The 23,338-nt window shown below is 70.9% G+C and carries 15 protein-coding genes; 2 read left to right on the top strand and 13 right to left on the bottom strand.

Annotation, left to right across the window (positions count from 1 at the left end):
• Window positions 1-19: 19 nt before the first annotated feature.
• From ABZ272_RS01620 to ABZ272_RS01610, 3 genes are all read right to left on the bottom strand, one after another.
• Window positions 20-1,375 carry an NAD(P)/FAD-dependent oxidoreductase gene (locus ABZ272_RS01620; protein WP_355047939.1) on the bottom strand — a complete coding sequence of 452 codons (1,356 nt, stop codon included), beginning with the start codon at window positions 1,373-1,375 and terminating at the stop codon, window positions 20-22.
• Window positions 1,376-1,396: 21 nt separating this feature from the next.
• A complete protein-coding gene (locus ABZ272_RS01615) occupies window positions 1,397-1,675 on the bottom strand; it encodes a phosphopantetheine-binding protein (protein WP_355047938.1) in 279 nt (92 codons plus the stop codon).
• Between the two features lie 207 nt (window positions 1,676-1,882).
• On the bottom strand, window positions 1,883-2,437 hold the full coding sequence (locus ABZ272_RS01610) for a TetR family transcriptional regulator (RefSeq protein ID WP_355047937.1): 555 nt from the start codon (window positions 2,435-2,437) through the stop codon (window positions 1,883-1,885).
• A gap of 233 nt (window positions 2,438-2,670) precedes the next feature.
• Between ABZ272_RS01610 and ABZ272_RS01605 the strand changes: the two genes are divergently transcribed.
• The gene (locus ABZ272_RS01605; RefSeq protein ID WP_355047936.1) at window positions 2,671-3,192 is read left to right on the top strand and encodes an isoprenylcysteine carboxylmethyltransferase family protein; all 522 of its coding nucleotides are present in this window, start codon (window positions 2,671-2,673) and stop codon (window positions 3,190-3,192) included.
• Window positions 3,193-3,317: 125 nt separating this feature from the next.
• Here the strand turns inward: ABZ272_RS01605 and ABZ272_RS01600 are convergent, their stop codons facing one another.
• The 5 genes from ABZ272_RS01600 to ABZ272_RS01580 all read right to left on the bottom strand — a co-directional run bounded on the left by ABZ272_RS01600 (window position 3,318) and on the right by ABZ272_RS01580 (window position 8,965).
• Entirely contained in the window at window positions 3,318-3,521 is a 204-nt protein-coding gene (locus tag ABZ272_RS01600) for a hypothetical protein (protein WP_355047935.1), read from the bottom strand.
• Between the two features lie 722 nt (window positions 3,522-4,243).
• Window positions 4,244-5,677 (bottom strand): MFS transporter, encoded by a 1,434-nt coding sequence (locus tag ABZ272_RS01595; protein ID WP_355047934.1) that lies wholly within the window; start codon window positions 5,675-5,677, stop codon window positions 4,244-4,246.
• Window positions 5,678-5,686: 9 nt separating this feature from the next.
• Window positions 5,687-6,232, bottom strand: coding sequence for a flavin reductase family protein (locus tag ABZ272_RS01590; RefSeq protein WP_355047933.1), 546 nt, complete (start codon window positions 6,230-6,232; stop codon window positions 5,687-5,689).
• 5 nt (window positions 6,233-6,237) lie between these two features.
• Window positions 6,238-7,797 (bottom strand): AMP-binding protein, encoded by a 1,560-nt coding sequence (locus ABZ272_RS01585; RefSeq protein WP_355047932.1) that lies wholly within the window; start codon window positions 7,795-7,797, stop codon window positions 6,238-6,240.
• Between the two features lie 31 nt (window positions 7,798-7,828).
• Window positions 7,829-8,965, bottom strand: a complete 1,137-nt coding sequence (locus tag ABZ272_RS01580; RefSeq protein WP_355047931.1) for an acyl-CoA dehydrogenase family protein — start codon at window positions 8,963-8,965, stop codon at window positions 7,829-7,831.
• A 151-nt stretch (window positions 8,966-9,116) separates the two neighbouring features.
• Here ABZ272_RS01580 and ABZ272_RS01575 point away from each other — a divergent pair, with 151 nt between their 5' ends.
• Window positions 9,117-9,707: a TetR family transcriptional regulator gene (locus ABZ272_RS01575; RefSeq protein ID WP_355047930.1), complete on the top strand. Its 591-nt coding sequence runs from the start codon at window positions 9,117-9,119 to the stop codon at window positions 9,705-9,707.
• Here the strand turns inward: ABZ272_RS01575 and ABZ272_RS01570 are convergent.
• The 5 genes from ABZ272_RS01570 to ABZ272_RS01550 are packed head-to-tail and all read right to left on the bottom strand — an operon-like array spanning window position 9,685 to window position 23,338.
• Complete coding sequence (locus ABZ272_RS01570) at window positions 9,685-11,433, bottom strand: hypothetical protein (protein ID WP_355047929.1); 1,749 nt, start codon at window positions 11,431-11,433, stop codon at window positions 9,685-9,687. The two genes, ABZ272_RS01575 and ABZ272_RS01570, sit on opposite strands and share 23 nt — an antisense overlap.
• Before the next feature lie 8 nt (window positions 11,434-11,441).
• Entirely contained in the window at window positions 11,442-13,109 is a 1,668-nt protein-coding gene (locus ABZ272_RS01565; RefSeq protein ID WP_355047928.1) for an NAD(P)/FAD-dependent oxidoreductase, read from the bottom strand.
• A gap of 22 nt (window positions 13,110-13,131) precedes the next feature.
• Window positions 13,132-14,892 (bottom strand): tryptophan 7-halogenase, encoded by a 1,761-nt coding sequence (locus ABZ272_RS01560; RefSeq protein WP_355047927.1) that lies wholly within the window; start codon window positions 14,890-14,892, stop codon window positions 13,132-13,134.
• A 23-nt stretch (window positions 14,893-14,915) separates the two neighbouring features.
• Window positions 14,916-16,655, bottom strand: a complete 1,740-nt coding sequence (locus tag ABZ272_RS01555; protein WP_355047926.1) for an NAD(P)/FAD-dependent oxidoreductase — start codon at window positions 16,653-16,655, stop codon at window positions 14,916-14,918.
• A gap of 5 nt (window positions 16,656-16,660) precedes the next feature.
• Window positions 16,661-23,338, bottom strand: coding sequence for a thioester reductase domain-containing protein (locus tag ABZ272_RS01550; protein ID WP_355047925.1), 6,678 nt, complete (start codon window positions 23,336-23,338; stop codon window positions 16,661-16,663).

Below are 23,338 nucleotides of genomic sequence, written 5' to 3'. Positions count from 1 at the left end.
CCGCACGGCCCCCTTGTGGTCAGAAGATGGGAGCCGCCGTCGGAGCGGACAGCTCACCGAGATACGGATGCCAGAGGTGTTCGGGGTCCTGCTCAACGGCCCGGATGACGTTCCGCATCTCGACGAGCGCCTTGGGCTCGGCCTCGTCGTACATGTTGCCCTGCAACATCTTCAGCACGTCGAGGCGATACCGCGGGTCCTGGACGAACGCGGTGAACAGGATGTTGAGCCGGTAGTAGGCCGAGATGAACTCGTACCAGTTGCGGACGCCGCGCCGCAGCAGCATCTCGTAGGTGGCGAACCGCTCGCGCTTGAAGTCGCCCGCCTCGGCGGCGGCGATGATGTCGTTACAGGCCAGCCGGGCGCTGTTGAGCGCGATGCTGACGCCGGTGGAGAAGATGGGATCCACGAAGCGGGCGGCGTCCCCGATCATGACGAAGTTGTCGCCGCAGATCTGCTTCATCGCGTAGCTGTAGTCGCCCTCGGCCTTGAACGGCCGCACCTGCTTCGAGCTGCGCAGGGCAGCCTCCAGCTCGGGCCGGCTGCCCACGCACTCCCAGAAGAACCCTTCGAGATCCTCCCGGGCCGCCTCGGCGAACCGGCTCTTCTGGGTGACGACGCCGATCGACGTGACCGTCTCGGTGATGGGGATCTGCCACACCCAGCTGTCGGTCAGCGGCAGGAAGTGGATGAAGATGAAGTCCGACTTCGCCTGCTCGGCCGAGAGCGCCTGTCGATCGAAGCCGTCGAACCAGGTGTGGATCGCGTACTGGTTGAAGACCGAGTCGGCCACCTTCACCTTGAGCTGGCTGCCCAACGTGGTGTTCCGGCCACTGGCGTCGACCACCATGCGCACCGGCACCTCGCGTTGCCCGTCCGCGGACCGGGTGTGCAGCACGGGGTGTTCGCCCTCGAAGTCGACGCGGTTGACCCGCACGCCGTGGTGGACCTCCGCGCCGAGACTCGCCGCGTTCTCCAGCAGGATCTGGTCGAACTTGCCCCGGTCGACGTGGAATGTGTAATCGCGGTCGACGCCGGCCTGATCCCGCTCGTTGAACATGACCTCGGCGAGCCGGAAGTCGTGGGTGAGGTTGGAGAAGCCCATGTGGCTCACCGGTCGCGACTCGGCCGATGTCCACGCCGCGCCGAACTTGCGCGGGAAGCCGGCCGCCTCCACGGCTGCCATCGCCCCGGTCTCCAACAGCACCGGTGTGGTGGCTGGGACCAACGACTCGCCCACGTGCTCGCGGGGGAAGTGCGCGCTCTCGAAGACCACGACGGACAGCCCCGCCTTGGCCAGGTAGGCGGCGGCCGTGGACCCGGCGGGCCCGCCTCCGATGATGCCGATGTCCCACTCTGCTGGCTTGGTGTTCATGGCGCCTCCTCGGCGGGCCTGTCAGGCGCGCGGCAACGACAGGATCAGGTCGGTGATGGTGTCGAGACTGCGGAAGTGCCGGCCCGTGATGTGCGAGGGCGGCACGTCGACGTCGAGCTCCGCCCGGACGAACGCGATGAGCCGAGCCGTGTTCAACGAGTTCAGAACGCCCCACTCCAGCAGTGGCGAGTCGGGCCGCAGGTCGACTCCGGTGACCGCCTCGTCCTGGTCGCCAATCAGCTCGTGGCGCACGTACACCATCAGTTGGCCGAGTATCTCGTCGCGTTGGTCTGTCGGCACAAACCCCTCCCAGGTCGCCGGACGTGGTCTCCCCCGTGGGGCGTCACCCGGGAGGCCGGGAAACCCACCGGCTCTTCCCCCTCTGATGACATCCCTGTTCGATGAATTCTAGAAGCCCACGCGGGTTCGTCAAGGGGATGCCGTGCAGGGATCGACGTCGGCCACTGGCGCGACGACGGTGGAGCCCGCCCGCCGAGGGCGGACCGATCAGGCCAGGACGCCCGTGAGGTAGGTCTGGATGGCCTTGCCCGTGCCCGCGGCCAGAGCGGCGGCGCTGAGCTCGGCGATCGCCGGGACGCGGAAGACGTACCGGGTGGTGGCGAGACCGATCAGGTGCGAGCCGACCATGGCGGCGCGCAGCTCCGGCTGGGAGTGGCCCAGGGCCCGGGTCAGCGGGAGGATCACCTGGTCGCCGAGGAAGCTCCGGACGGCGTCCGCTGCCATGTCGTTGGCCGTCATCGACCGGAGGATGCCGCCGAGCCGAGCCGCCGTGTCGGGCTCGTCCCAGTGACTGAAGAACAGTTCGACAGCACGTCGGCCGACCTGGCCACGCGGGCCCTTCATCGCCCGCTCCACCAGATCCGGCGGCTGCAGGGCGCCACGCACCGCCGCCTCGAACAGGCCTTCCTTGGTGAGGAAGAAGTGGTGCACCAGCGCGCTGTCGACGCCCGCCTCCTGGGCGATGGTGCGCACCGTGGTGCCCTCGTAGCCCCGCTCGGCGAACTGGCCACGAGCGATCTCGAGGATGAGCTGGTGGCTCACCGTCGGCCCGACACGTCGCCCCGTCCGTCGTCGTGGAGCACCGTTCGGGGAGCCCTCCGCGCCCACAGATTCACCTTTCCCAGTTCATCGCATGCCCTATTCATCGTATGGGGGCAAACGCCATAGTATCGCCTTCCTACGTGCGGAAATACGGAGGTTCCACAGGCAGGCAACGACAACAGTACGTAACGATGCCTTGACATGGTGCCCCGCACGCGCCGTAGCATGGCGCAGTGCTACGAACACGGGCCGTCGTCGGAAGTCTCGTCTTCTTTTGCGCCGCGCCGGGCGTGGTTGCCGGCCTCGGTCCATGGTGGATTTCCGACTGGGAGGTCGAAACGCCGTTCGCCTACTACCAGCCGGTTCGAGTCCTCGGCGCGCTGATGCTGGTCGCCGCGGTGGCGTTTCTCCTACAGTCGTTCGTGCGCTTCGTCGTGGAGGGTCTGGGCACTCCGGCCCCGGTGGCGCCGACCGAACACCTGGTGATCGGCGGGCCCTACCGGTACGTCCGCAACCCGATGTACGTCGCGGTGGTGACGGCCATCCTCGGCCAGGCACTGATCTTCGGCCAGGCCGCGCTCCTGTGGTACGGGTTGGCCATCGCCCTCATCCAGGCCGCGTTCGTGCGGTTCTACGAGGAACCCGGTCTGCGCCGACGATACGGCGCCGCGTACGACACCTACCGCGCCGCGGTCCCGGCGTGGATTCCTCGCCTACGGCCGTGGCAGCAGGAGGCCAGCTCACCGCAGGCGTGACCCGATAACCCGCCTCACCAGCCGTGCGGCCGATCGAACGAGCCGCTGACCCGCGAAGGGGCTGCCATGTCGCCTACCCCCGAGGGCTGGTTGCCCTCCGCCCACGACGGAGGGCAACCAGCCGTCTAGGCGACCCGCTGCCGGGTGGGCAGTTCCGCCTGCGTCACCGATGCCTGGCAACTGGCCGTCAACACCGGCAGCCGCCCGGAGACCTCGGCGATCAACTCCCCGCGCAACAGGTCCTCGCCGGCGGGTTCCCCCCAGATGATGAGCCGGCAGTTCACCTGCTCCGCGCGCACCGATGCCGAGGCCGTCCAGATAATGGGCATACGGTGTCGTGCCGCTCCCAGCAATTCCACCGTGACGAACTCGGGAGCCGTCTTGTCGGTGCCGTCGCACTGTTGGAAGCCGACGTGCGCCGTAATCTCACCACTGCCTAGGTAACTTAATTGAAACATTACGCGGAACTCGTGCCCACCTACATCCGCCGGCAATAGTCCCGCTGTCAATAACAGCCCTTCCGGCTCGTAGAAGAGTACCTGGACATCCGTAACCGCCAGTGCTGATGACTTCATATCCCTGGTGGCCCCATCCCCCATTAGCGTACCGCCAGTTCATCGATGGATGTTATCCTGCCGACGGCCGCGCTGTCCCCCCCTAAATGGGTGGGCGATCACGCGGCACCGGTCGGGTTGCGGACCGTTACGGCCCGAATAGGTCTCATCGGGCATCAGGCGCCGGGCAGAGATGTCGCATACGAATGCGAGCACGGCAATCGGCCGCCACCGGCCAACCCGGTTGACGTGCGCCAATGCCGATGTAGCCCTCCACGACCCTGCGGTCCGCGCCGTGACGTCCCGGACCGGGCACGTCGAGCCGGCGCCCGCCGCCTCCGCGACGCAACCAGCTCCCACCATCGCGCCTGCCGACATTGCGACACGAGCTACCGGTGGTCAGCCACCTCACCATCGATGGATTCGATCGCGCCAAGCCCCCCTGGCGCGATCGAGGCCCCGACCGCAGGGCCGGGGCCTCGATTCCCGTGGACCTCTCAGGTCGGGGCGCCCGCCGTGAGGACCTCCTCCTCTTCCTCGACCGCGTGGCCGTGACCCTGTGTCCGCAGGTGCGGAATGAACAGGGCGATGACCGCGCCCGCGGCGAGCGCACAGGCGGCCACCAGGTGGGCCTCCTCCAGGCCGTTGACGAACGTGGCCACGGACTCGTAGCCGCCGTTCGCGCCGAGGATCGCGCCGCCCACCGACACGCCCATCACCGTGCCGGTCTGCCGGATCGCGTTGGACACACCGGACGCCACGCCCTCCAACTCGGCGGGTGCGAACCCGAAGGCCAGGCGGCCGATCGGCGCGAGGAAGATGCCCAGGCCGAGCCCGGTGATCACGAACGGCACCACCAGCTTCGAGTACGTCAGGTCGCCGACCACCGAGCCGATCCAGCCCACGCCGATCGCCTGCATCGTCAGGCCCAGGATCACCAGCGGCTTGCCGCCGATCTTGTCGGTCAGGATGCCCGAGATCGGTGCCGCGATCATCGGCATGGCCGTCCACGGCAGCGTGCGAACGCCAGCCTCCAGTGGGGAGTAGCCGAGAACGCTCTGCAGGTACTGAGTGCCGAGGAAGACGGCGCCGAAGACGCCGAACGGCATGATGATGGTCGCCACCATGGTCAGACTGAAGCCCCGGCTGCGGAACAACGACAGCGGCACCATCGGCGTGCGTGCCCGCGACTGCCAGAAGATGAACACGAGCACGAGGAGACCGCCGACGATGAACCCCGCCAGGATGGAGGGGCTGTCCCAGCCGGCGCTGTTGCCCCGTACGAGGCTGGACACGATGCCGAGCATGCCGGCGGTGACCAGGACGACGCCCACCGGGTCCAGGCGACCGTAGCCGCCACGGCTCTCGCGGACCCGCGTCATCACCGGCAGCAGCAGCAGACCGATGGGCACGTTGACCCAGAAGATCCACTGCCAGGACCAGGCTTCGGTCACCGCGCCGCCGATGACCGGCCCGAGGGCGATACCGAGACCCACCATCGCGCCCCACAACCCGAACGCGTGGCCGCGCTGACGTGCCGGCACCACACTGGCCAACAGCGTGAGGGTCAGCGGCAGGACGACCGCGGCACCCAGGCCCTGCACCGCGCGTGCGGCGATCAGGAATTCGATGTTGTCGGCGAGGCCCGCCAGCCCGGACGCAATGGTGAAGACCAGCAGCGCGATGGTGAAGACCTTGCGCCGGCCGAAGCGGTCACCGAGCGCCGCGCCGGTCAACAGAAAGACGGCGAAGGTGAGCGTGTACGCGTTGACGATCCATTCAAGATCTTCAAGGCTCGCGCCGAGCTCGGTACGGATGACCGGTAGCGTCGTCGTGACGACGAGGGTGTCGATTGCGACCATGAACACCGCGACCAGGGCCGCGACCCAGGTCCATGCGGCGCTGTGGGTCGCTGGTTGGTTCTTGTCCACTCTGTTTCCCTACTCGAGATGGATTGACTGGGAAGGATCGCTGGGACGCTGCCCGTTGCGCTCCTCTCGTCGGTAATGGGGGCGAGAGACCCGGACGTATGTCCCGCGCCAATACCCCAGCGGGAATCGGTCCGGCGCCGTCGCCCCGCCGACGAGACGGCCGAGCACGATGGCGTGATCACCAGCGGTGATCACGTCATGCAGCGCGCACTCGGTGAAGGCGACGGTCGGTTCCAGCCGTGGCATGCCGGCCACGTCGCCGGGACGCCAGGCCACATTGGCGAACTTGTCGCTGCTGTAGCTGGCGAACAGTTCGGAGACCTCGTGGCCGTCGGCGTCGAGGAAGTTGACGGCGAATCCGCCGGTCTCCCGGATCGCGTCCAGGGTCGAACTCACCTGCCGCACGCAGAACAGCAGCAGTGGCGGGTCCTTGGAGACGCTGCAGACCGACGACGAGGTCAGGCCGTGCGGCCGACCGGACGCGTCGATCGCGGTCACCACGCTGACGCCGCTGGCCAGCGAGCCCATGATCGCCAGGAACGTACTCGGTTCCACGTTGACTAGTTCGGTGCCAGTAATGGTCCACCTCCTTCGATCGCCGCCAGCAGCGCGGCTCGATCGGTCTTTCCGTTCGGGGTGAGCGGTAGGCTCGTGGCCGCCTGGACGGAGTCGACGATCATGTAGGTCGGCAGCTGCCCGGCGCACCAGCGCTTGATCTCCAGCAGGCCGGGCCGGCGATCGCCCGCCGGCACCACGACCGCGTGCAGCCGCGCGGCGAGCCCGACGCCGGCGACGACCACCGCGGCCGCCGCGACGTCCGGATGCGCGGCGAGGACGGCCTCGATCTCGCCGGGCTCCACCCGGTTGCCGCGCACCTTGGCCATGTCGTCGCGGCGGCCCAGGTACTCCAGCGTGCCGTCGGGCGACATCCGCCCGAGATCACCCGTTCGGTACGGTCCACGCTGCGGCTCCCGCCCCCAGTAGCCGAGCATCACCGTGGGCCCGTCCGCCACGATCTCGCCCTCCGGGCAGTCGCCACCACCAGCGGCACCTGCCCCGTCGAGGCTCGGCGGGGCCAGGGTCAGCACCGCGCCGCTGGCCGGTCGGCCGATCGGCAACGGGCGGTCGCGCCCCTCGTCGGCGTCGGTCACCTCGTACGACGCGCAGACGTTAGTCTCGGTGGGCCCGTACCAGTTGAGCAGCCGTACGCCCGGCCAGGCGGTACGGAGGTCGTGCACGTACCGGATCGGCATCACCTCACCGGCGAAGACGCAGGCCCGCAGGGCCGGCGGCGGCGGGCCGTCCAGCAACTCGCCGTCCCGGATCATCAGGGTCAGCGCGGACGGCACGGAGTACCAGATGGTGATGCCCTCGTCGCGCACGAACCGCGCCAGCTGCACCGGCGCGTAGGCCAGCTCGGCCGGGACCAGGTGCACCGACGCGCCCGCGCGGAACGCCGCGTAGAGGTCGAAGACCGACAGGTCGAAGTTGAACGGCGCGTGGTTGGCCAGCCGGTCCCGTGGCGACACGCCGAGCAGGTCACCGGCCCACTCGACGAACGCCGCCGCGTTGCGGTGGCTCAGGCAGACACCCTTCGGGGCTCCCGTCGACCCGGAGGTGTAGAGGATGTACGCGGGTTCGTCCGGGGCCGGTCGGTGCACCGGCGGCAGGTCACCCTCGGCTCCCAACCGCTGCAACTCGTCCAACGACACGAGCGGTGGCCCGTCCGGAACGCCGCCCTCGCGTGCGACCCGGTCCGCGGACGGACCGTCCGCCACGACGACGGTCGCCGCGCAGTCGGCCGCGATGCGCCACACCCGGGCGGGTGGGTTCGCCGCGGACACCGGAACGTACGGCGCCCCCAACGACAGCGCGGCCTGCATGACGGCCACCGCGTCGGCCCGCTTGTCGGACCAGAGCACCACCCGGTCGCCCGGGGACACCCCCGCGCGCGCCAGCCCCGCCGCCAGGCGCCGCGCTGCCGTCGCCAGCTCCGCGTACGAGAGCTGACCGTCGTCCGCGATCACCGCCGGCGCGTCCGGTGTACGCCGGGCCCACTCGGCCACGTAGCCGTGGATCCCCGCGCCACCCGGCACGTCGGACTGGTCCACGTCCCGCACGGTCGACACCTCCCTGGTCAAGCCGCGGCCCTCACAGGCCCAGTTCGCGGGCGATGAGCAGCCGTTGGACGTCCGACGTGCCGGAGAAGATCGTGCTGGGGACGGCGTCGCGCAGCATGGTCTCGATCCCGGTGTCGCGTAGGTATCCGAGTCCACCGAACAGGCGCACCGCGTCGAGCGCCCCGGCGACCGCCGCCTCCGAGACGGCCAGCTTCGACAACGCCACGTTGAGTTCCGAGCCGCCGCCGTTGTCCATCTCCCAGCAGCAGCGATAGAGCAACAGCCGCGCCGACTCGGTCCGCAGCTTCATCTCGACGATCCGGTTCGCGACCGCCTGGAAGTCGCTGATGCGCCGGCCGAACTGACGGCGCGAGGTCGCGTGCTCGACGCAGCGTTCCACCAGGCGGTCCAGCAGGCCGACGTATCCGGCGAACAGGCAGGCCCGCTCCCAGCGCATCGAGTGCTGGAAGATCGCGGCGCCCTGACCCGGCTCGCCGAGCACCCGCTGCGCCGGCACGAGACAGTCCTGAAAGGACACCCGACCGGCCGGCGCCGACACGAGGCCCATCTTGTCGAACGGCTCGCTGACCGTCAGGCCGGGAGTGTCCCGGTCCAGCACGAACGCGGTGACACCGAGATGGGCGGCCGCCGGATCGGTGGTCGCGTAGGTCACCAGCACGTCGGCCACCGGCCCGTTGGTCACGAACGTCTTCTCGCCGTTGAGCAGGTAGCCGTCCGCCGTCTCCGTCGCGCTGACGGCGAGCCGCGAGACGTCGGACCCCGCGCCCGCCTCGGTCATCGCGTTGCCGGCCACCACCTCGCCCGAACAGATCCGCGGTAGAAGACCCTTCTTCACCTCGGGTGTGCCGAACCCGGCGATCGGCACCGCGCACGCGAACTGGTGCGCGCTGGCCGCGAACACCAGACCCGTGTCCGCGCACCCCCGACCGAACGCCTCGACACGCAGCGCGGTGTCCAGGGCGCCCAGCCCGCCCCCGCCGTACTCCGCGGGAATGCACAGGCCGAGCAGGCCGAGCCGACCGAGACGCCGCCAGGCCTCGCGGTCGTGCAGCCGGCTGGCGTCGGCGGTGGGCGGGAACGCCCGCTCGGCGCTCGCGCGCACCTCGTCGTAAGCGTCCCGCTGTTCAGGCGTCCAGGCGAAGTCCACGGTGCCCCCTCGGCCGCGCCGTGAACCGGCGCGACGGAATGACCGGCTTGCAGGAGCAACCCGGACCGGACTGACATATCATCAAAGGTCTAGACTCAGGCATTTGATCGGGCCGTGCGCTCGGGCGTACGGGAACTCGTAAGAGGTTGCCTTGACGACGCAGCAGGGATTCGACGGTGGCAGCGGCATCCGGCAGGCGATCCTCGACGTCACCCGGCGGGAGATCTCCGAGTGCGGCCTGACCGGGGTGAGCATCCGCAGCGTCGCCCGACGCGTGGGTGTCGATCCGCGGCTCGTGCGGCACTACTACGGCTCCAAGGAGCAGCTCCTGCGGCACGCGGTGCAGGTCGACGGCAACCCCGTCGAGCTGGCCGAACAGCTGCTGGCCGGCAGCCGTCGCCGGCTGGGTCGGGCCACCGCGACCGCCCTGCTCACCCACTGGGACAGCCCTCGTACGACGATCTCCTACCGGGCCCGGCTGTCCGCCTCGCTGACCAGTGACGAGATCGCCGAGCTGATGCGCGACGAGTTCGTCCGGGCCTTCTTCGGCACGTTGGCCGAGGGCGTCAGCCCCGACCGACACGAGCTGCGGGCGGCGCTCGCCGCGTCCCAGGTGATCGGCCTGGCCCTGTGCCGCTACCTGATCGACGGCACCGAGCTGTCCCGGCACGACCGCGACGATCTGGCCCGGATGATGGGTCGCACGATCCAGCACTACCTCACCGCCGACCTGGCTGAGTGACGCCGGGCGCGTCGGCGGCCGAGCCGTCCGCGCGTTCGACGTCGTGGGCCGCCAGCCGTCCGTCGTCGACCGACGCCCGCCCCCGGGTCGGCGACGGCGCGTCATCCCGCCGGCCGGTCACGTTGTCCTTGGTGAGCAGCCGCTTGAAGTCCGCGGGCGCCACCGTCATGACCCAGGCCACCATGAGGAGCCGACGGGGCATCGTGAAGTGGTAGTACCGCGCGTTCGGGTCGCCGAACCGGTACAGCGGCGGCACGAACCGCGCCCGGCGCAGCTCGCGGAAGATCATGTCCGCCGCCTCGGCCTGCCGCAGCCCACCGGCCCGGACCCGGGCGAACACCTCGAAGAACCAGTCCAACATCTGGCGCAGACCGTCCGGGGTGCGGAACCACAGTCCGCCGTCGGCGAACCGCTCGACCGGATCCCAGCTCCCGGCGGCCAGGGCATCGTTGGTGGCCCGCTTCAACGACAGGTGGCCCAGGATCTGCCAGAGCAGCCAGACCCGGCTGTACGCGTTCCACAACGCGAAGCTCCCGGCGGCCGTGCGGGCAGCGGCCAGGATCTGGTCGTTGAACTCGATCAGGGCGTCCTGGAAGGCCGCCGCCTCGGCCAGCACCACGCCCGCCGCCGGCTCGTCGCGCAGCGCTCGCGGCAGCGCGGCCCCGAGCGCGTGGACCATCTCCGCCGTCATCGTCACGTCCCGGGACAGGAACTCGTCGGTACGGCAGGCCGACCGCTCCATCGCGAACCACCGTGGCCCGTGGGTCACCGCCGCACGGCGCTGCCAGTGGGGCGACGTGGTCCAGCCGCCCTCTGCCGTGGCGGACGCGAACTGCTCCGCCAGGCTCGGGAAGGGCGCGACCAGGGCCCGGAACGCGGCGTCCGGGTCCGCCGGCAGGTCGTCGAAGCGGTCGTGGTCCAGCCCCACCGTCACGCTGCACAGGTCGCTGGCCGCGTCGTCGTGGTTGCGGAAGTCCACCACCTGGATCCAGCCGCCGTCGAAGAGGTGGTGCACGGTCCCCCGCGACCAGGTCGTCGCCCGGTGGTAGTCGGCGAGCCGGCTGCAGTCCTCGAACGGCCGGACGCCGCGCAGGTGGGCGTGCATCATCTTCGACCGCAGCAACAGCGGCTTCGGATCACCCTCGGCGGTCGCCGCCGGCAGTGGCGTCTCCTGGTCGCGGGCGTCCACCACGAACCGCGCGGTCACCGTCCGTCCGGAGCCGAAGGTCAGGTGTACGGCCTCCGGGGCCAGCCGGACCTCGGTGGTGGACGCCCGTTCCGGCAGCACACTCGCGCCGTACCGCACGGCCAGCTCCCGGGCGTACCCGTCGACGACCGGCCGGTAGAGGTGCCACTCGCTGTGCTCGCCCGGCACGTGGAACTGCACGGCGTGCGCCGGGTCGTGCCGGCGGCCCGCCGTGTGGTGCAGGAAGGCGAGGCTCTTCTTGATCCCGCTGGTCTTGCGCACCGCGTCCGGCAGGTCCTCGAAGTGCGCGAAGGAGGCGATCTCCGGCACGTCGAACCGCTCGGCCAGCAGGTGCAGCACAGCGGTCGTGTACGGCACGGTGCTGTCGCCCGACGGCAGCACCGTGTCGTCGGGCGAGCCGACGAGCAGGACCCGCAGGTCCTGCCTGGCCAGTACCGTGGCGAGCAGGCCGGTCGCCAGATGGCTGCCCAGGATCACGACGTCGTACGACACCGGGGCGTCGGGTTCGATGGTGGTCATCCGGTCTCCTAGAAGATCTTCCGGCCCATGAGCTGCTCCTTGCCGGCCTCGCGCAGGAAGCCGAGCATCAGCCGTCGCACGTCCGGCGGCGCCTTGGTCGCGGCCCAGAGCATCGTCCGGCCGATCTTGAGCGGGGTCGGGTTGATGAACCGCAGGTGGCGGTCCTTCCAGCCCCAGTGGTCCGGTACGAAGGGCGCCCGGTTGAGGTGGTCGTAGAGAGCGTCCGCCGCCTCGTCGCCGGTGATCTTGCCGGCCTCGAAGTCACCGCACTGCTTGACCATGTCCTCGAACAGTTCGCCGTAGCCCTCGTGGTCGGACCAGTGCAGCCCCGGGTTCTTCACCTCTTCCAGCTCGTTCAGATGCCGCTCGTCCCCGGTGGAGCGCCACCGGCGGTACGCCTCGTGAGCCCGGAAGGTGCCGGCGTTCGAGCCCCACGCCCAGATCCGGAACACGGCCGTCCACAGCGAGTAGTGCTCGAACGAGGCGTACGCGGCGTTGACCAGCTTGTCGTTGCCGTCGAACAGCGCCTGCTGGCGGGTGTTCACCCCCTCGAACCGGTCGGCCGAGAAGTCGTCGTCCCCCACCGCCCGCAGGATCCGCCAGGCCAGCACGTTGACCGCCTCGCAGGTGTTGGACAGACCGCGGGAGAACAGCGGGTCGATGAACGCCGCGGCGTGGGCCAGCAGCACCCAGCGGTCACCGACGGTGGTCTTGGACGAGTACTGCACCCGGTCCGTGCCCACCCACTCCCGCATCGGTCGGGCGCCCTCGAACTGCGCCGCCATGCCGGGGAACCGCTGCATGTGCTTCCAGAAGTCCTCCTCCGGCGACATGCCGGGTGTCTTCGGGTACATCCGCGGGTCCATCGTGAGGCCCACGCTGCACAGCGGGTTCTTCGAGTCCTTGTGGTTGTTGAACGCGATCACCCACGACCAGCCGCGCGGGAACAGGTGGTGGACCGTGCCCTCGTAGAACGGCACCGGCGGCTTGTCCGCGCCGGTGCGCTGGAACACCTCGTCCGTGGTCTTGAGGTCGATCATGTGGTTCCAGACGGCCCGCGAGTGGTGCTTGTACCGGCACGGGTCCTCGCGCAGCCCGAACTTCTCGGCCAGCGGCGACCGGTAACCGCTGGCGTCCACCACGTACCGGCTGCGGAACTGCTCGCCCCGGGTCGAGCTGACCGTGACGCCGGAGTCGTCGAAGTCGACGTCGGCGATCGTGAAGTTCACCCGCGCCGTGCAGCCGTACTTGATCGCCGCGTGGAACAGGTACGCGTCGGTGTCCTGCCGGTACATGTGCGGTGTCTCGTGCAGCAGGCTCGGGAAGTTGAACATCGTGACCTGCTTCGGGTCCTGCGGCTTGCCTTCCTGGTGGTTGAGGAAGGCGAAGTGGTCCTTCTTGCCGTGCCAGGGCGAAATGATCTTCTGGCAGGCGGTCAGCGTCGCCAGGGTCATCAACTCCGGCACCTTGTACCGCTCGGACATGGTCCGCAGCGACACCAGCATGTTGGGGATGGTCGACTCCCCGATGGCGAACTTCGGGTGTGCCTTGGCATCGACCAGCAGCACCTTCGCGCCGTTGCGGGCCAGGATCGCGCCGAGCATCGAGCCGGCGAAACCCGCGCCGAGGATGGCGACGTCATAGGTGGCCTTCTCGGCCTCGATCAATTCACTCACCGTGTACTCCAATTTCCTCGGGTTACTTCGGCTCGGGGACGCGCAGCCGGGAGCCGAGCACCGGCCAGCCAGCGAGTTTCTGCTTGATCTCCTCGACCGGCTCGAACTCGCCCCGGGCGAAGCGCTTGCGCATGAAGAGGGTCAGACCCTCGTAGGTGAGCTCACCGATCGCCGGCGGCGCGTCCCGCTTCGCCCAGCGCAGGGTGCCGAGCACCTTGGCCGCGGACGCGCCGGTGATCCGGATCGCCGGGTCGGCCAGGCCGAACGCCGGCGGCACGAACCGCGCGCTGGCGAGCTGGTCGCGGATCTGCTTGGCGACGTCCTTCGGCTCCGCCTCCCCCGCGTCGACGGCGCGCATCATCCGGCTGACGCCGGCCAGGAACTCGAGCACCTCGGCGTGGTCCGGGTCGTCGACCTTCGACCGGTCGAACTCGCGCAGCTCCACCCGCCACCACGGCCGTTCCATCCGCCGCAGCACGGCGGGGTCACGGGTCTTGGAGTAGAGCGCGTAGCCCCGGTTGATCTCGAAGGTGGAGAGGATCTGGGTCAGCGCCCACACCCGGAACCAGGCATCCCACAGGTCCCAGTCCCGGAACGCGATGTACGCGTTGTTGACCAGATCGTCGTTGAAGTCGAGCTGACCCTGCTCGAGCTCCTGCACGTACTCGAACCGCTCGACGGCGAAGTCGTCGTCCTTGAGCGCGTCCAGCAGCCGCTGGGTCAGCGCGTTGATGATTTCCATGGTGTTCGACAGGCCACGCGAGAACAGCGCGTCGACGAAGCCCGCCGCGTGCGACATGAGGCACCAGCGGTAGCCGACCGTCTTCTTCGGCGAGTACTGCAGGCGGCCCGTGCGCACCCACTCGCGCACCGGGGTGGCGTTGGTGAACTGCTGCGCGATGCCCGGGTACCGGTCGAGGAACTGGCGGAACTCCTCCTCCGGCGAGCAGTCCGGCACCGGGTACCGGCGCGGGTCGAACTGCACGCCGACGCTGCACAGGTCATTGGTCGACCGGGGGTGGTTGTCGAACGGGATCACCCACATCCAGCCGCCCTCGAAGATGTGGTGCAGCGTCCCCTCGTGCCAGCGGGTCGGGTTGCCGTACGTGCCGCGCGGGGCGAAGTCGTCGAACGGCCGCACGCCGACCATGTGCGTGAACAGCGACCGCGAGTGGTGTTCCAGCCGGGTCGGCTCCTCCCGCAGGTCGAACTGCTCGGCCAGCGCCGAGCGGAAGCCGCTGGCGTCCACCAGGTAGCGGGCCCGAACGGGCGCGCCGGGGCCGACGTCGAGCGTCACGCCGTCGTCGTCGACCTGCACGCCCGCGATGCGCGTCTGCTGCCGGATCACGGCGCCGTACTTCGCCGCCACCGTGAGCATGAAGTTGTCGATGTCCTGCCGGAAGAAGTGGTTCTCGGTGTTCAGGATCTTCGGGATCTGGAACATGTTGGACTCTTCGGGCTGCTGCTTCTCACCCGGCCGCTGATAGACGAAGCCGAAGTTCCTCTTCACCCCACCGGTGGTGTTGATGTGCGCGTACACCGACTCGAAGGTGCTCAGGTACTTGATCTCCGGCACGCCGTACCGCTCGCTGATCAGCCGCATCGCCATCGACGTGTACGGAATCGTCGACTCGCCGACGGCGAAGCGGGGGTGCGTGCCGGCGTCGATCACCAGCGTGTACGCGCCGTTGGCGGCCAGGCACGCCGCCAGGGTGGAGCCCGCCAGCCCGGAGCCGATCACCACCACGTCGAACATCCCGTTGTGCGCGGCCGCACCTTCCATCATGGACTCCTTATCCATTGGATTCACTTCGGCGTCGGGACGCGGAGTCGCTTGCCGACCACGGGCCAGCGCGCGATGAGGTGCTTGAGTTCCTCGCCGACGGCGAACTCGCCGGGCGAGAAGCGCTTCTTCATGAAGAGCGTCAGGCCGTCGTAGGTGAGGTCGCCGACGGCCTTCGGCGCCTTCTTGCGAGCCCAGCGCAGGGTCTTGCCGATCTCGAAGAAGTTGGCGTCGGTCCACTGGTTGTCCGGGTCGGCCAGGCCCCACGCGGGCGGCACGAAGTCCGCCTCACGCAGCAGCCGCAGCAGCTCGGCGGCCGTCTCCCCGGAGTCCGCCCGCCCCTCCTGCACGGCCCGGGTCATGTCGTTGACCTGCTGCAACAGGACCATGACCGCCCCGTACGGCGAGTCCTGCGGGATGACCCGACCCCGCCACCACGGCCGCTCCAGCGGGGCCAGGACCGCCGGGTCACGGGTGTCCAGGAAGCGGGCGTACGCCCGGTTCACCTCGAAGGTGGCGATGAACTGCCCGAGGGACCAGATGCGGAACCAGGCGTCCCACAGCCGCCAGTCACCGAACGAGGTGTACGCGTTGGCGACCAGGTCGTCGTTGAAGTCGAGCAGACCCTGCTCGAACTCCTGCATGTACTCGAACCGCTCGACCGAGAAGTCGTCGTCCTCGATCGCGGAGAGCAGCCGGTGCACCAACGCGTGCATCGTCTCCAGCGAGTTCGACAGCCCTCGGGAGAACAGCGGGTCCAGGAAGCCGGCGGCGTGCGAGGTGAGACACCAGCGGTAGCCGACCGTCTGCCGCGACGAGTACTGCAGCCGGCCGGTGCGGGTCCAGTCCCGCACCGAGCGGGCGTCGGCGAACTGGGGCTCGATGTCCGGGTACTGCGCGATGAACCGGCGGAACTCCTCCTCCGGCGAACAGTCCGGCACCGGGTGGATGCGCGGGTCGAGCTGGAGGCCGACGCTGCACAGGTCGTTGGTGCCGCGCAGGTGGTTGTCGAACGGGATCACCCACATCCAGCCGCCCCGGAACAGGTGGTGCAGCGTGCCGTCGTGCCACGGGCTCGGGTGCCCGTAGCGGGACTTGGGGGCCAGCTCGTCGTACGGCCGGATGCCGACCATGTGGGTGAACAGCGACCGCGACTGGTGTCGGAACCGGGTCGGATCCTCCCGCAGGCCGAACTGCTCGGCCAGGACCGAGCGGAAGCCGCTGGCGTCGACCACGAACTTGGCCCGGAAGTGGCCGCCGGTGTGCTTCAGCGTCGCGCCGTCGTCGTCGATCTCCACGCCGGTGATCCGCACCTGCTGGCGGACCGTGGTGCCGTACTTGGCGGCGACCGTGAGCATCCAGTTGTCGATGTCCTGGCGGTAGAAGTGGCTCTCGGTGTGGGTGACCTTGGGAATCGGGAACATGTGGGTCTCGCGCGGGTCCTGGCGCTCCCCCGGCCGGTGGTAGACGAACCCGAAGTTGCGCTTGACCCCCGACGTCGTGTTGATCTTGGACTGGACGCCCTCGAAGGTGGACAGCCACTTGATCTCGGGAACCCCGTACCGCTCGCTGACCAGCCGCATCATCATCGACGTCGCTGGAATGGTCGACTCGCCGATGGCGAACCGCGGATGGGTCGTACCGTCGACGATCAGCACCTTCGCACCGTTGCGGGCCAGGCAGGCGGCCAGCATGGTGCCGGACAGGCCGGACCCGATGATCGCAACGTCGTACTCCGGCGTGCTGCGCGGATGATCAGTCATGTCGCTCAAGCTCCTTCATCGGCCGCTGTGGGAGCGGGCAGGTAGCCGGTCCGCACCATCCAGCGCAGGTAGGTGTCGAGTAGGTGGTCGTCCAGCGGCGGGCACCGGACGTCGGTGCCCCGCAGTTGTTCCTCGGTGTTGCCGACGGCGTAGTGGACGGCCTCCTCGCCGCCGACCACGAACTCCTGGACCACCGGCATGACCGGGTGCAGTTCGTTCGTGCCGACGGCGTAGGTCGCCTTGAGCGCCTGCCACCACTCCTCGACGGGTACGACCTCGACCGCGAAGCCGTGCCGACGCAGCGCGCGCACCACGTCCGCGAAGAGCGCCTTGTACGGGCTGACCAGGTGGTACGTGCCACCCAGGGCCGGGCCGTACCGGGAGATGTGCACCAGCGCGCCCGCCACGTAGTCGACGGGCGTCATCTCCACCTTGATGTCGATGTCCGGCGCCAACCCGAGCTGCACGCAGCCCTTCATGACCCGGGTGGTGAAGTGGGTGGTCAGGCTCGCGCCGGTGCGGGAGTCGCCCAGCACCCGGCCCGGCCGGTAGATGTCGGCCGGCACGCCGCGCGCGCGGGCCAGCTCGACCAGCCGCTCCGCGGCCCACTTGGTCTGCACGTAACCGGTCACCAGCCGACCGGCCGAGGTGATGTCGTCGTCCTCGCCGACGACGTCGCGGCCGGGGGCCGGCAGGCCCCAGATGCCGTACGTCGAGACGTGGTGGACCGCGGTCGGCCGCCCACGCGCGGCCAACCGCAGGATCTCCTCGGTGCCCGTGACGTTGTCCGGCCGGAGCTGCTGGTAGTTGTAGCCGAAGTGCACCCGGGCGCCGCAGTGGTAGATGCCGTCCAGCAGGTCGGCGAGTTCGTCGAACCGCTCGGCGGACAGACCCAACCCGGGTCGGGCCAGGTCACCCGGCAACACCGTGATCCGGTCGACGGCGGTGGCCGGCAGAGGAAGGTAACGCTCCATGTTGTCCAGCAGCCGCCGCAGGCCGGTCTCCTCGTCGGCGCACCGCACCAGGCACCACACCCGGGCCGTGGTCGATTCGAGCAGGGTGTGCAGCAGGTAGCCGCCCACGAAGCCGGTCGCACCGGTCAGCAGGACGTGCCGGGGATCGCGCACCCGGGCCGGCGGATCACCGACCACCCGGATGTCCGACGCGAGGGTCACGTCGCCGGCGATCCACGCCGGATCACTGGCCGGGTCATCCGCCAGGTCGCCGCCGCCCTGGTCACCGGCGGGCGGGACGCCGTCGTCAGCGGACCCGTCGCCGGACCGCTCGGTCAGCAGCCCGGCGAACAGGTCGGCCCACTGTGCCGGGGTGGCGAGGGTGAGCAGGTCACCGGCGCGCACGGTGAGGCCGAGATCCCGCCGGCAACGCCGGACGGCGTCCATGACCATGAGCGAGTCCATGCCGCTGGCCAGCACGTCGCTCTCCTCGTCGAGAGCCCCCGAACCGGCGCCCAGGACGTCCGTCGCCAACTCGACCGCGTACGCCCCGAGCGTCGCCCGCACCCGGCGCGGGTCGCGCTCGGCGCGCAGGCCGGCCAGCAGTGGCGCCTCCGCGACGTCGTCCTCGGCCGGTTCGTCGGCGGTGATGCCGCGCAGCATCGGCCGCTCCGTGCGGGCCTGCATGACCGGCTTGAACACCGACCAGTCGACCGCGCACACCACCCGCTGCGTGGCGTCGCCGGCCGCGAGCGCCGTGAGCAACCGGATGCTCTGCTCGGCCGGCAATGGCCGCAACCCGGTGGCCTTCAGGAACGCCATCACCTCCTCGCCGAAGAGAGCGGAGGGCAGGTCCCACGGACCCCACGCGACGGACAGGGCCGGCAGGCCGGCGGCGTCGCGGTGCCCCGCCAGCGCGTCGAGGAACGCGTTGCCGGCCGCGTAACTGGCCAGGTGCTGCGAGCCCCAGGTCGCGGCGATCGACGAGAAGCCGACGAAGAAGTCCAGCTCCGCGTCGCGCGTGAGTTGGTGCAGCAGCCAGCCGCCGATCACCTTCGGTCGCCACACCCGCCGGTACGCCGCGTCGGTGGCCGTACGGGCGAACTCGGGCTCGGACACGCCGGCCGCGTGGACGACACCGCGCAGCGGCCGGGGATCGCCCGCCAACGCGGCGAAGACGTCGGTCATCGCCGCCTCGTCGACCACGTCTGCGGCGACCACGTCGACGGTGGTCCCCAACCGCTCCAGCCGCCGCACCGCGTCGATCCGCCGCGCGGCCTCCCCGGTCGCGTCGGCCCAACCGTCCCGCTCAGGCAGCGGGGTGCGGGCGAGCAGCACCAGGCGACCGGCGCCGGCGCGGGCCAGCCATTCGGCGACGGTCAGGCCGATTCCGCCGAACGCCCCCGTGATCAGGTACGTGGCCTCGCCGTGCACCGGCGGCCGACGGCGCAGCGCCTCGGGTGGCAGTGGTGGCGCGGGGGTCAGGCGCAGCGCGTACCGACGGTCGGCGCGAAGCGCCTGCTGGTCGTCGTAGCCGTCCTGCGCGTCGGCCGGGCCGACGCCGGACGGGTCGGCGGGGATCAGCCCACCCGTGGTCAACGCGGCCAGCAGCAGTCGGTCCTCGTCGGGTCGGCGCTGCGGGTCCAGGTCGATCGCGCCGCCCCACCGGTCCGGGTGCTCCAGCGCCAGCACCCGGCCCAGGCCCCACAGCGTGCCGGCGACCGGGGCGACCGCATCCGGGACGGCGGTCTCCGTGCTCACCCGCAGGGCGGCGCGGGTGACGAGGCTGAGCCGGGCGTCGGCGCACGCCGGATCGTCGAGCATCGCGCGCAGGAGGGCGAGGGTCGTCAGGTCCGCGCGCCCGGCGTACTCCTGCAGGCTCGCGGCGTCGCAGTCCTTGGACGCGGGCGCGTCGAGCCCGGTCAGGACCACCGCGAGCCGGGGACGACCCGGGCCGGCGGACCAGGCGGTCACCAGCTCCCGGACGGCTTCGACGTCCGGCCGGCAGTCCGGCCCCTGGCCCACCACCGGCGGCGCCGCCACCGTCACGGCGGCGTCGCGCTCCCGCAGCAGCGCGGCCAGCCCGGTCACCAGGGCGGCATCCGAACCCGTCGGGTCGGCCACCAGCAGGTAGCTCTGTCCGGCCAGGTCGGCCGGCGGCTGCGGGAACGGCCCGGGCAGGGGCACCCAGGTCTGCTCGTAGAGCAGGTCGGCCGGGTCCTCCCAGTGCGCCGGCGCGGGCACCGGCGCGACGGTCACGTCCTGCGCGTACCCGATCGGGACGCCGCCGGCGTCGAGCAGGTCGACGGTCCCGGTCAGCGCGTCGCCGACCGCCCGCAGGGACCCGACGCGGACCCGCACCGCCCGTACGCCGCCCGGGGGCACGACGTCACTCGACGTCGTGGGCGTGCCAGCGAGCGCGCCGCAGCCGGCCAGCGTCGACCTGACGTCTGGATCGACCGCGCCCGCCGCCGTCACCGCGACCCGCGCGGCGTCGAGCACCTCGTGCCAGCCCGCGCCGTCCGGCACCGGGATCTCCGGTGCGGTCTCGACGTCGGTGTCCTCGTCGGGGTACGGGCGGTCGGCCGGCCACCGGCGCCGCAGCACCCCGCTGGCGTGGCGGATCCACGGCGCGGCCAGCGCCTCGCGGGCCGCGGTGGCCCCGACCAGCTCCCAGTCGGCCGAGCCGTCGTCCCGCGCCGTGACGGTGAGCCGCAGCTGACCCCGGTCGCCGGTCGGGACCATCGCGTGGACGCGCAGATCCTCGGCGCACCGCCACGCGCCACCGAGGCAGTCGGTGGCGGCCCGGACCGCCACGTCCAGCGCCGCGCCGAGACCCGGCGACTCGCCGGGCAGCGCCTCGGGCGTCACCTCGTACGCCGGCACGGGTCCGGGCAGGCGGCGGCCGACGCCCGGGATGTCGCCGGCCACGACGGCGGCCCCGGTCTCCTCGGCGGCGGTCGCGACCGGCGCGGCGACCGGCCCGACCTCGCGGAACCAGTAGTGCGCGCCGCGCCACGGCGTCGTCGGCAGCGGTACCGCGCGCACGTCCTCGCCCTCGTGGAAGGCCCGCCAGTCGGGGCGCGCGCCCCGCAGGCTCACGCTGCCGACCGCGCCGAGCACCTCACGCAGGTCCTCACCGCCCCGCCGCAGGGTGGGCACGAACGCGCAATCCGGCTCGCCGGCGAGCGAGCGGGCCGCGAGGGCGGTCAGCACGGGCGCGGGCCCGAGTTCCACGAAGGTGCGTACGCCCGCGTCGTGCAGCGCGCGCACCCCGTCGCGGAAGCGGACCGCGCCGGCCGCGTGCCGCAGCCAGTAGTCCGGACCGAGGTCGTCCTCGCCGAGCAGTCGACCGGTGACGTTTGACGCCAACGGAATGCGCGGCGGGCGGAACGACAGCCCGGCCAGCACCGACCGGAACGGCTCCAGCATGGGTCGGATCAGCGGCGAGTGGAACGCGTGCGACACGGCCAGCCGCCGGGTGCGGACGCCGTCGGTCGCCAGCCGTTCCAGGACGGTGGCCAGATGCGCGGCGTGACCCGAGATCGTGACGTCGCCCGGCCCGTTGACCGCGGCGACGGCGACCGTGTCCGCGTACCCGTCGATCGCCGCGACGGCCACCTCCTCCGGGCACCCCGCGGCGGCCATCGCGCCGCCCGCCGGCAGCTCGGCCATCAACCGCGCCCGCGCGGCCACCAGCGTCGCGGCGGCGGGCAGGTCCAGCACACCGGCGACGCAGGCCGCGACCAGCTCGCCGACGCTGTGGCCGGCCACCGCGGACGGTCGCAGGCCCCAGGAGAGCCACATCTGGGCCAGGGCGTACTCGACGGCGAACAGCGCCGGCTGCGTGTACCGGGTGTCGTCGAGCGGCGTCGGACCGTCAGCCCACAGCACGTCCGCCAACCGGCGGGGCAGCTCGGTGTCGAAGAGCGCCGCGGCCTCCTCGAAGGCGGCGCGGAAGGCGGCGTTCCCCAGCAGGCCCCGGGCCATGCCCGGGTACTGGGCGCCCTGGCCGGTGAAGAGCCAGGCGACCTTGCGATCGCGGCGGCGGGGCAGCGCGGCGACCGTCAGCCCGCGCGGGTGGCGGCCCTGCGCGTACGCCGACAGGACGTCCGCCAGCTCGTCGGTGTCGGCGGCGGTGACCGCGAGGCCGTGCGTCTGGACCGCTCGGCCGACGTGCGTCGTGTAACAGGCGTCGCCGAGGGACACCGCGTGCGGACCGCGGAGCCACCGCGCGTGCCGGTCGGCCATCTCGCGCAGCGCCTCCTCGGTACGCGCGGAGGCCAGGAACAACCCGTACGGCGGTTGGGCACCGGCCCGAACGGCACCGGCCGGCGGCGCCGCCAGCACGACGTGCGCGTTCGTCCCGCTCGCCCCGAAGCTGCTCACCCCGCCGGTGCGCGGGTGGCCCCGATCCGGCCACGGCGTGCAGGTCACGGGCACCCGCACGTGCAGGCCGGACCAGTCCAGGTTCGGGTTGGGCTCGCTCAGGTGCAGGTGCGGTGGGATCTCGCCGTTCGACATGGCGAGCACGACCTTGAACAGGCCGGCCATGCCGGCGGCCGGCTCCAGGTGCCCGATGTTCGTCTTCACCGAGCCCACCAACAGCGGGTCGTCGGGCCGGCGGTGCCGACCGATCACGGCTTCCAGCGAACGCAGCTCGATGGGATCGCCAAGCGAGGTGCCCGTCCCGTGCGCCTCGACGTAGTCCACGCCGTCCGGCCCGACACCGGCCTGGCTCATGGCCGCGCCGACCACATCCTGCTGCGCGAGCGGGTTCGGCACGGTGAGGCCGCTGGAGCGACCGTCGTGGTTGACCGCCGAGCCACGGACGACCGCGACGATGGGGTCGTTGTCGGCAAGCGCGGCGGACAGTCGCTTGAGCACCACGACACCGGCGCCCTCCCCGCGGGCGTAGCCGTCGGCCGACGCGTCGAAGGTCTTGCACCGCCCGTCGGCGGACAGCCCGCGGAACTTGCTCATCATCACGAAGCCGTACGGGGACAGCAGCAGGTTCACCCCGCCCGCCAGCGCCAGGTCGCACTCCCGCAGCCGCAGCGCCTGGCACGCCTCGTGGAGCGCGACCAGTGACGACGAGCAGGAGGTGTCGACGACCTTGCTCGGCCCCCGCAGTCCGAGCAGGTACGAGATGCGGCCGGCCAGGAAGCTGGGCTCGCCGGTGAGCTGGTAGAAGTCCACGTCGTCGATGTCGCCGACGCTCTGCCGGGCGCGTACGTAGTCGGTCGTGCTCAGTCCGAAGTAGACGCCGGTGCGTGAGCCGTCGAGCCGGTCGGGCGCGTAGCCGGCGCGCTCCAGCCCCTCCCAGCAGATCTCCAGCGCGATGCGGTGCTGCGGGTCCATGCCCAGCGCCTCGCGCGGGGAGATCCCGAACGCCTCCGGCTCGAACCGGTCGACCTGGTCGAGGAAGGCCCCCCGGATCGTGTACGCCTTACCCGGCGCCTCCGGGTCCGGGTCGTGGTACGCGCGGGCGTCGGCGCGCTCCGCCGGGAACTCCGAGGTCGTGTCCACCCCGTTGCGCAGCAGGGTCCAGAACTCCTCCGGTGAGTGCGCGCCGCCGGGGAACCGGCAGGCCATCCCGACGATGGCGATCGGTTCGTCCAACCAACCGTCACGGCTGTCGGCGAGGCGGCGGCGCAGGTCCTCGATGGTGCGCAGCGCGTCGGCCATGAGCCGGCGGCTGTCCGGTGTACGCGAAGCGGTCGTCGACAT

The sequence above is a fragment of the Micromonospora sp. NPDC005979 genome (genome assembly GCF_040614415.1).
Taxonomy (GTDB): Bacteria; Actinomycetota; Actinomycetes; order Mycobacteriales; family Micromonosporaceae; genus Micromonospora.
This window is presented reverse-complemented; position numbering and strand designations above follow the sequence as displayed.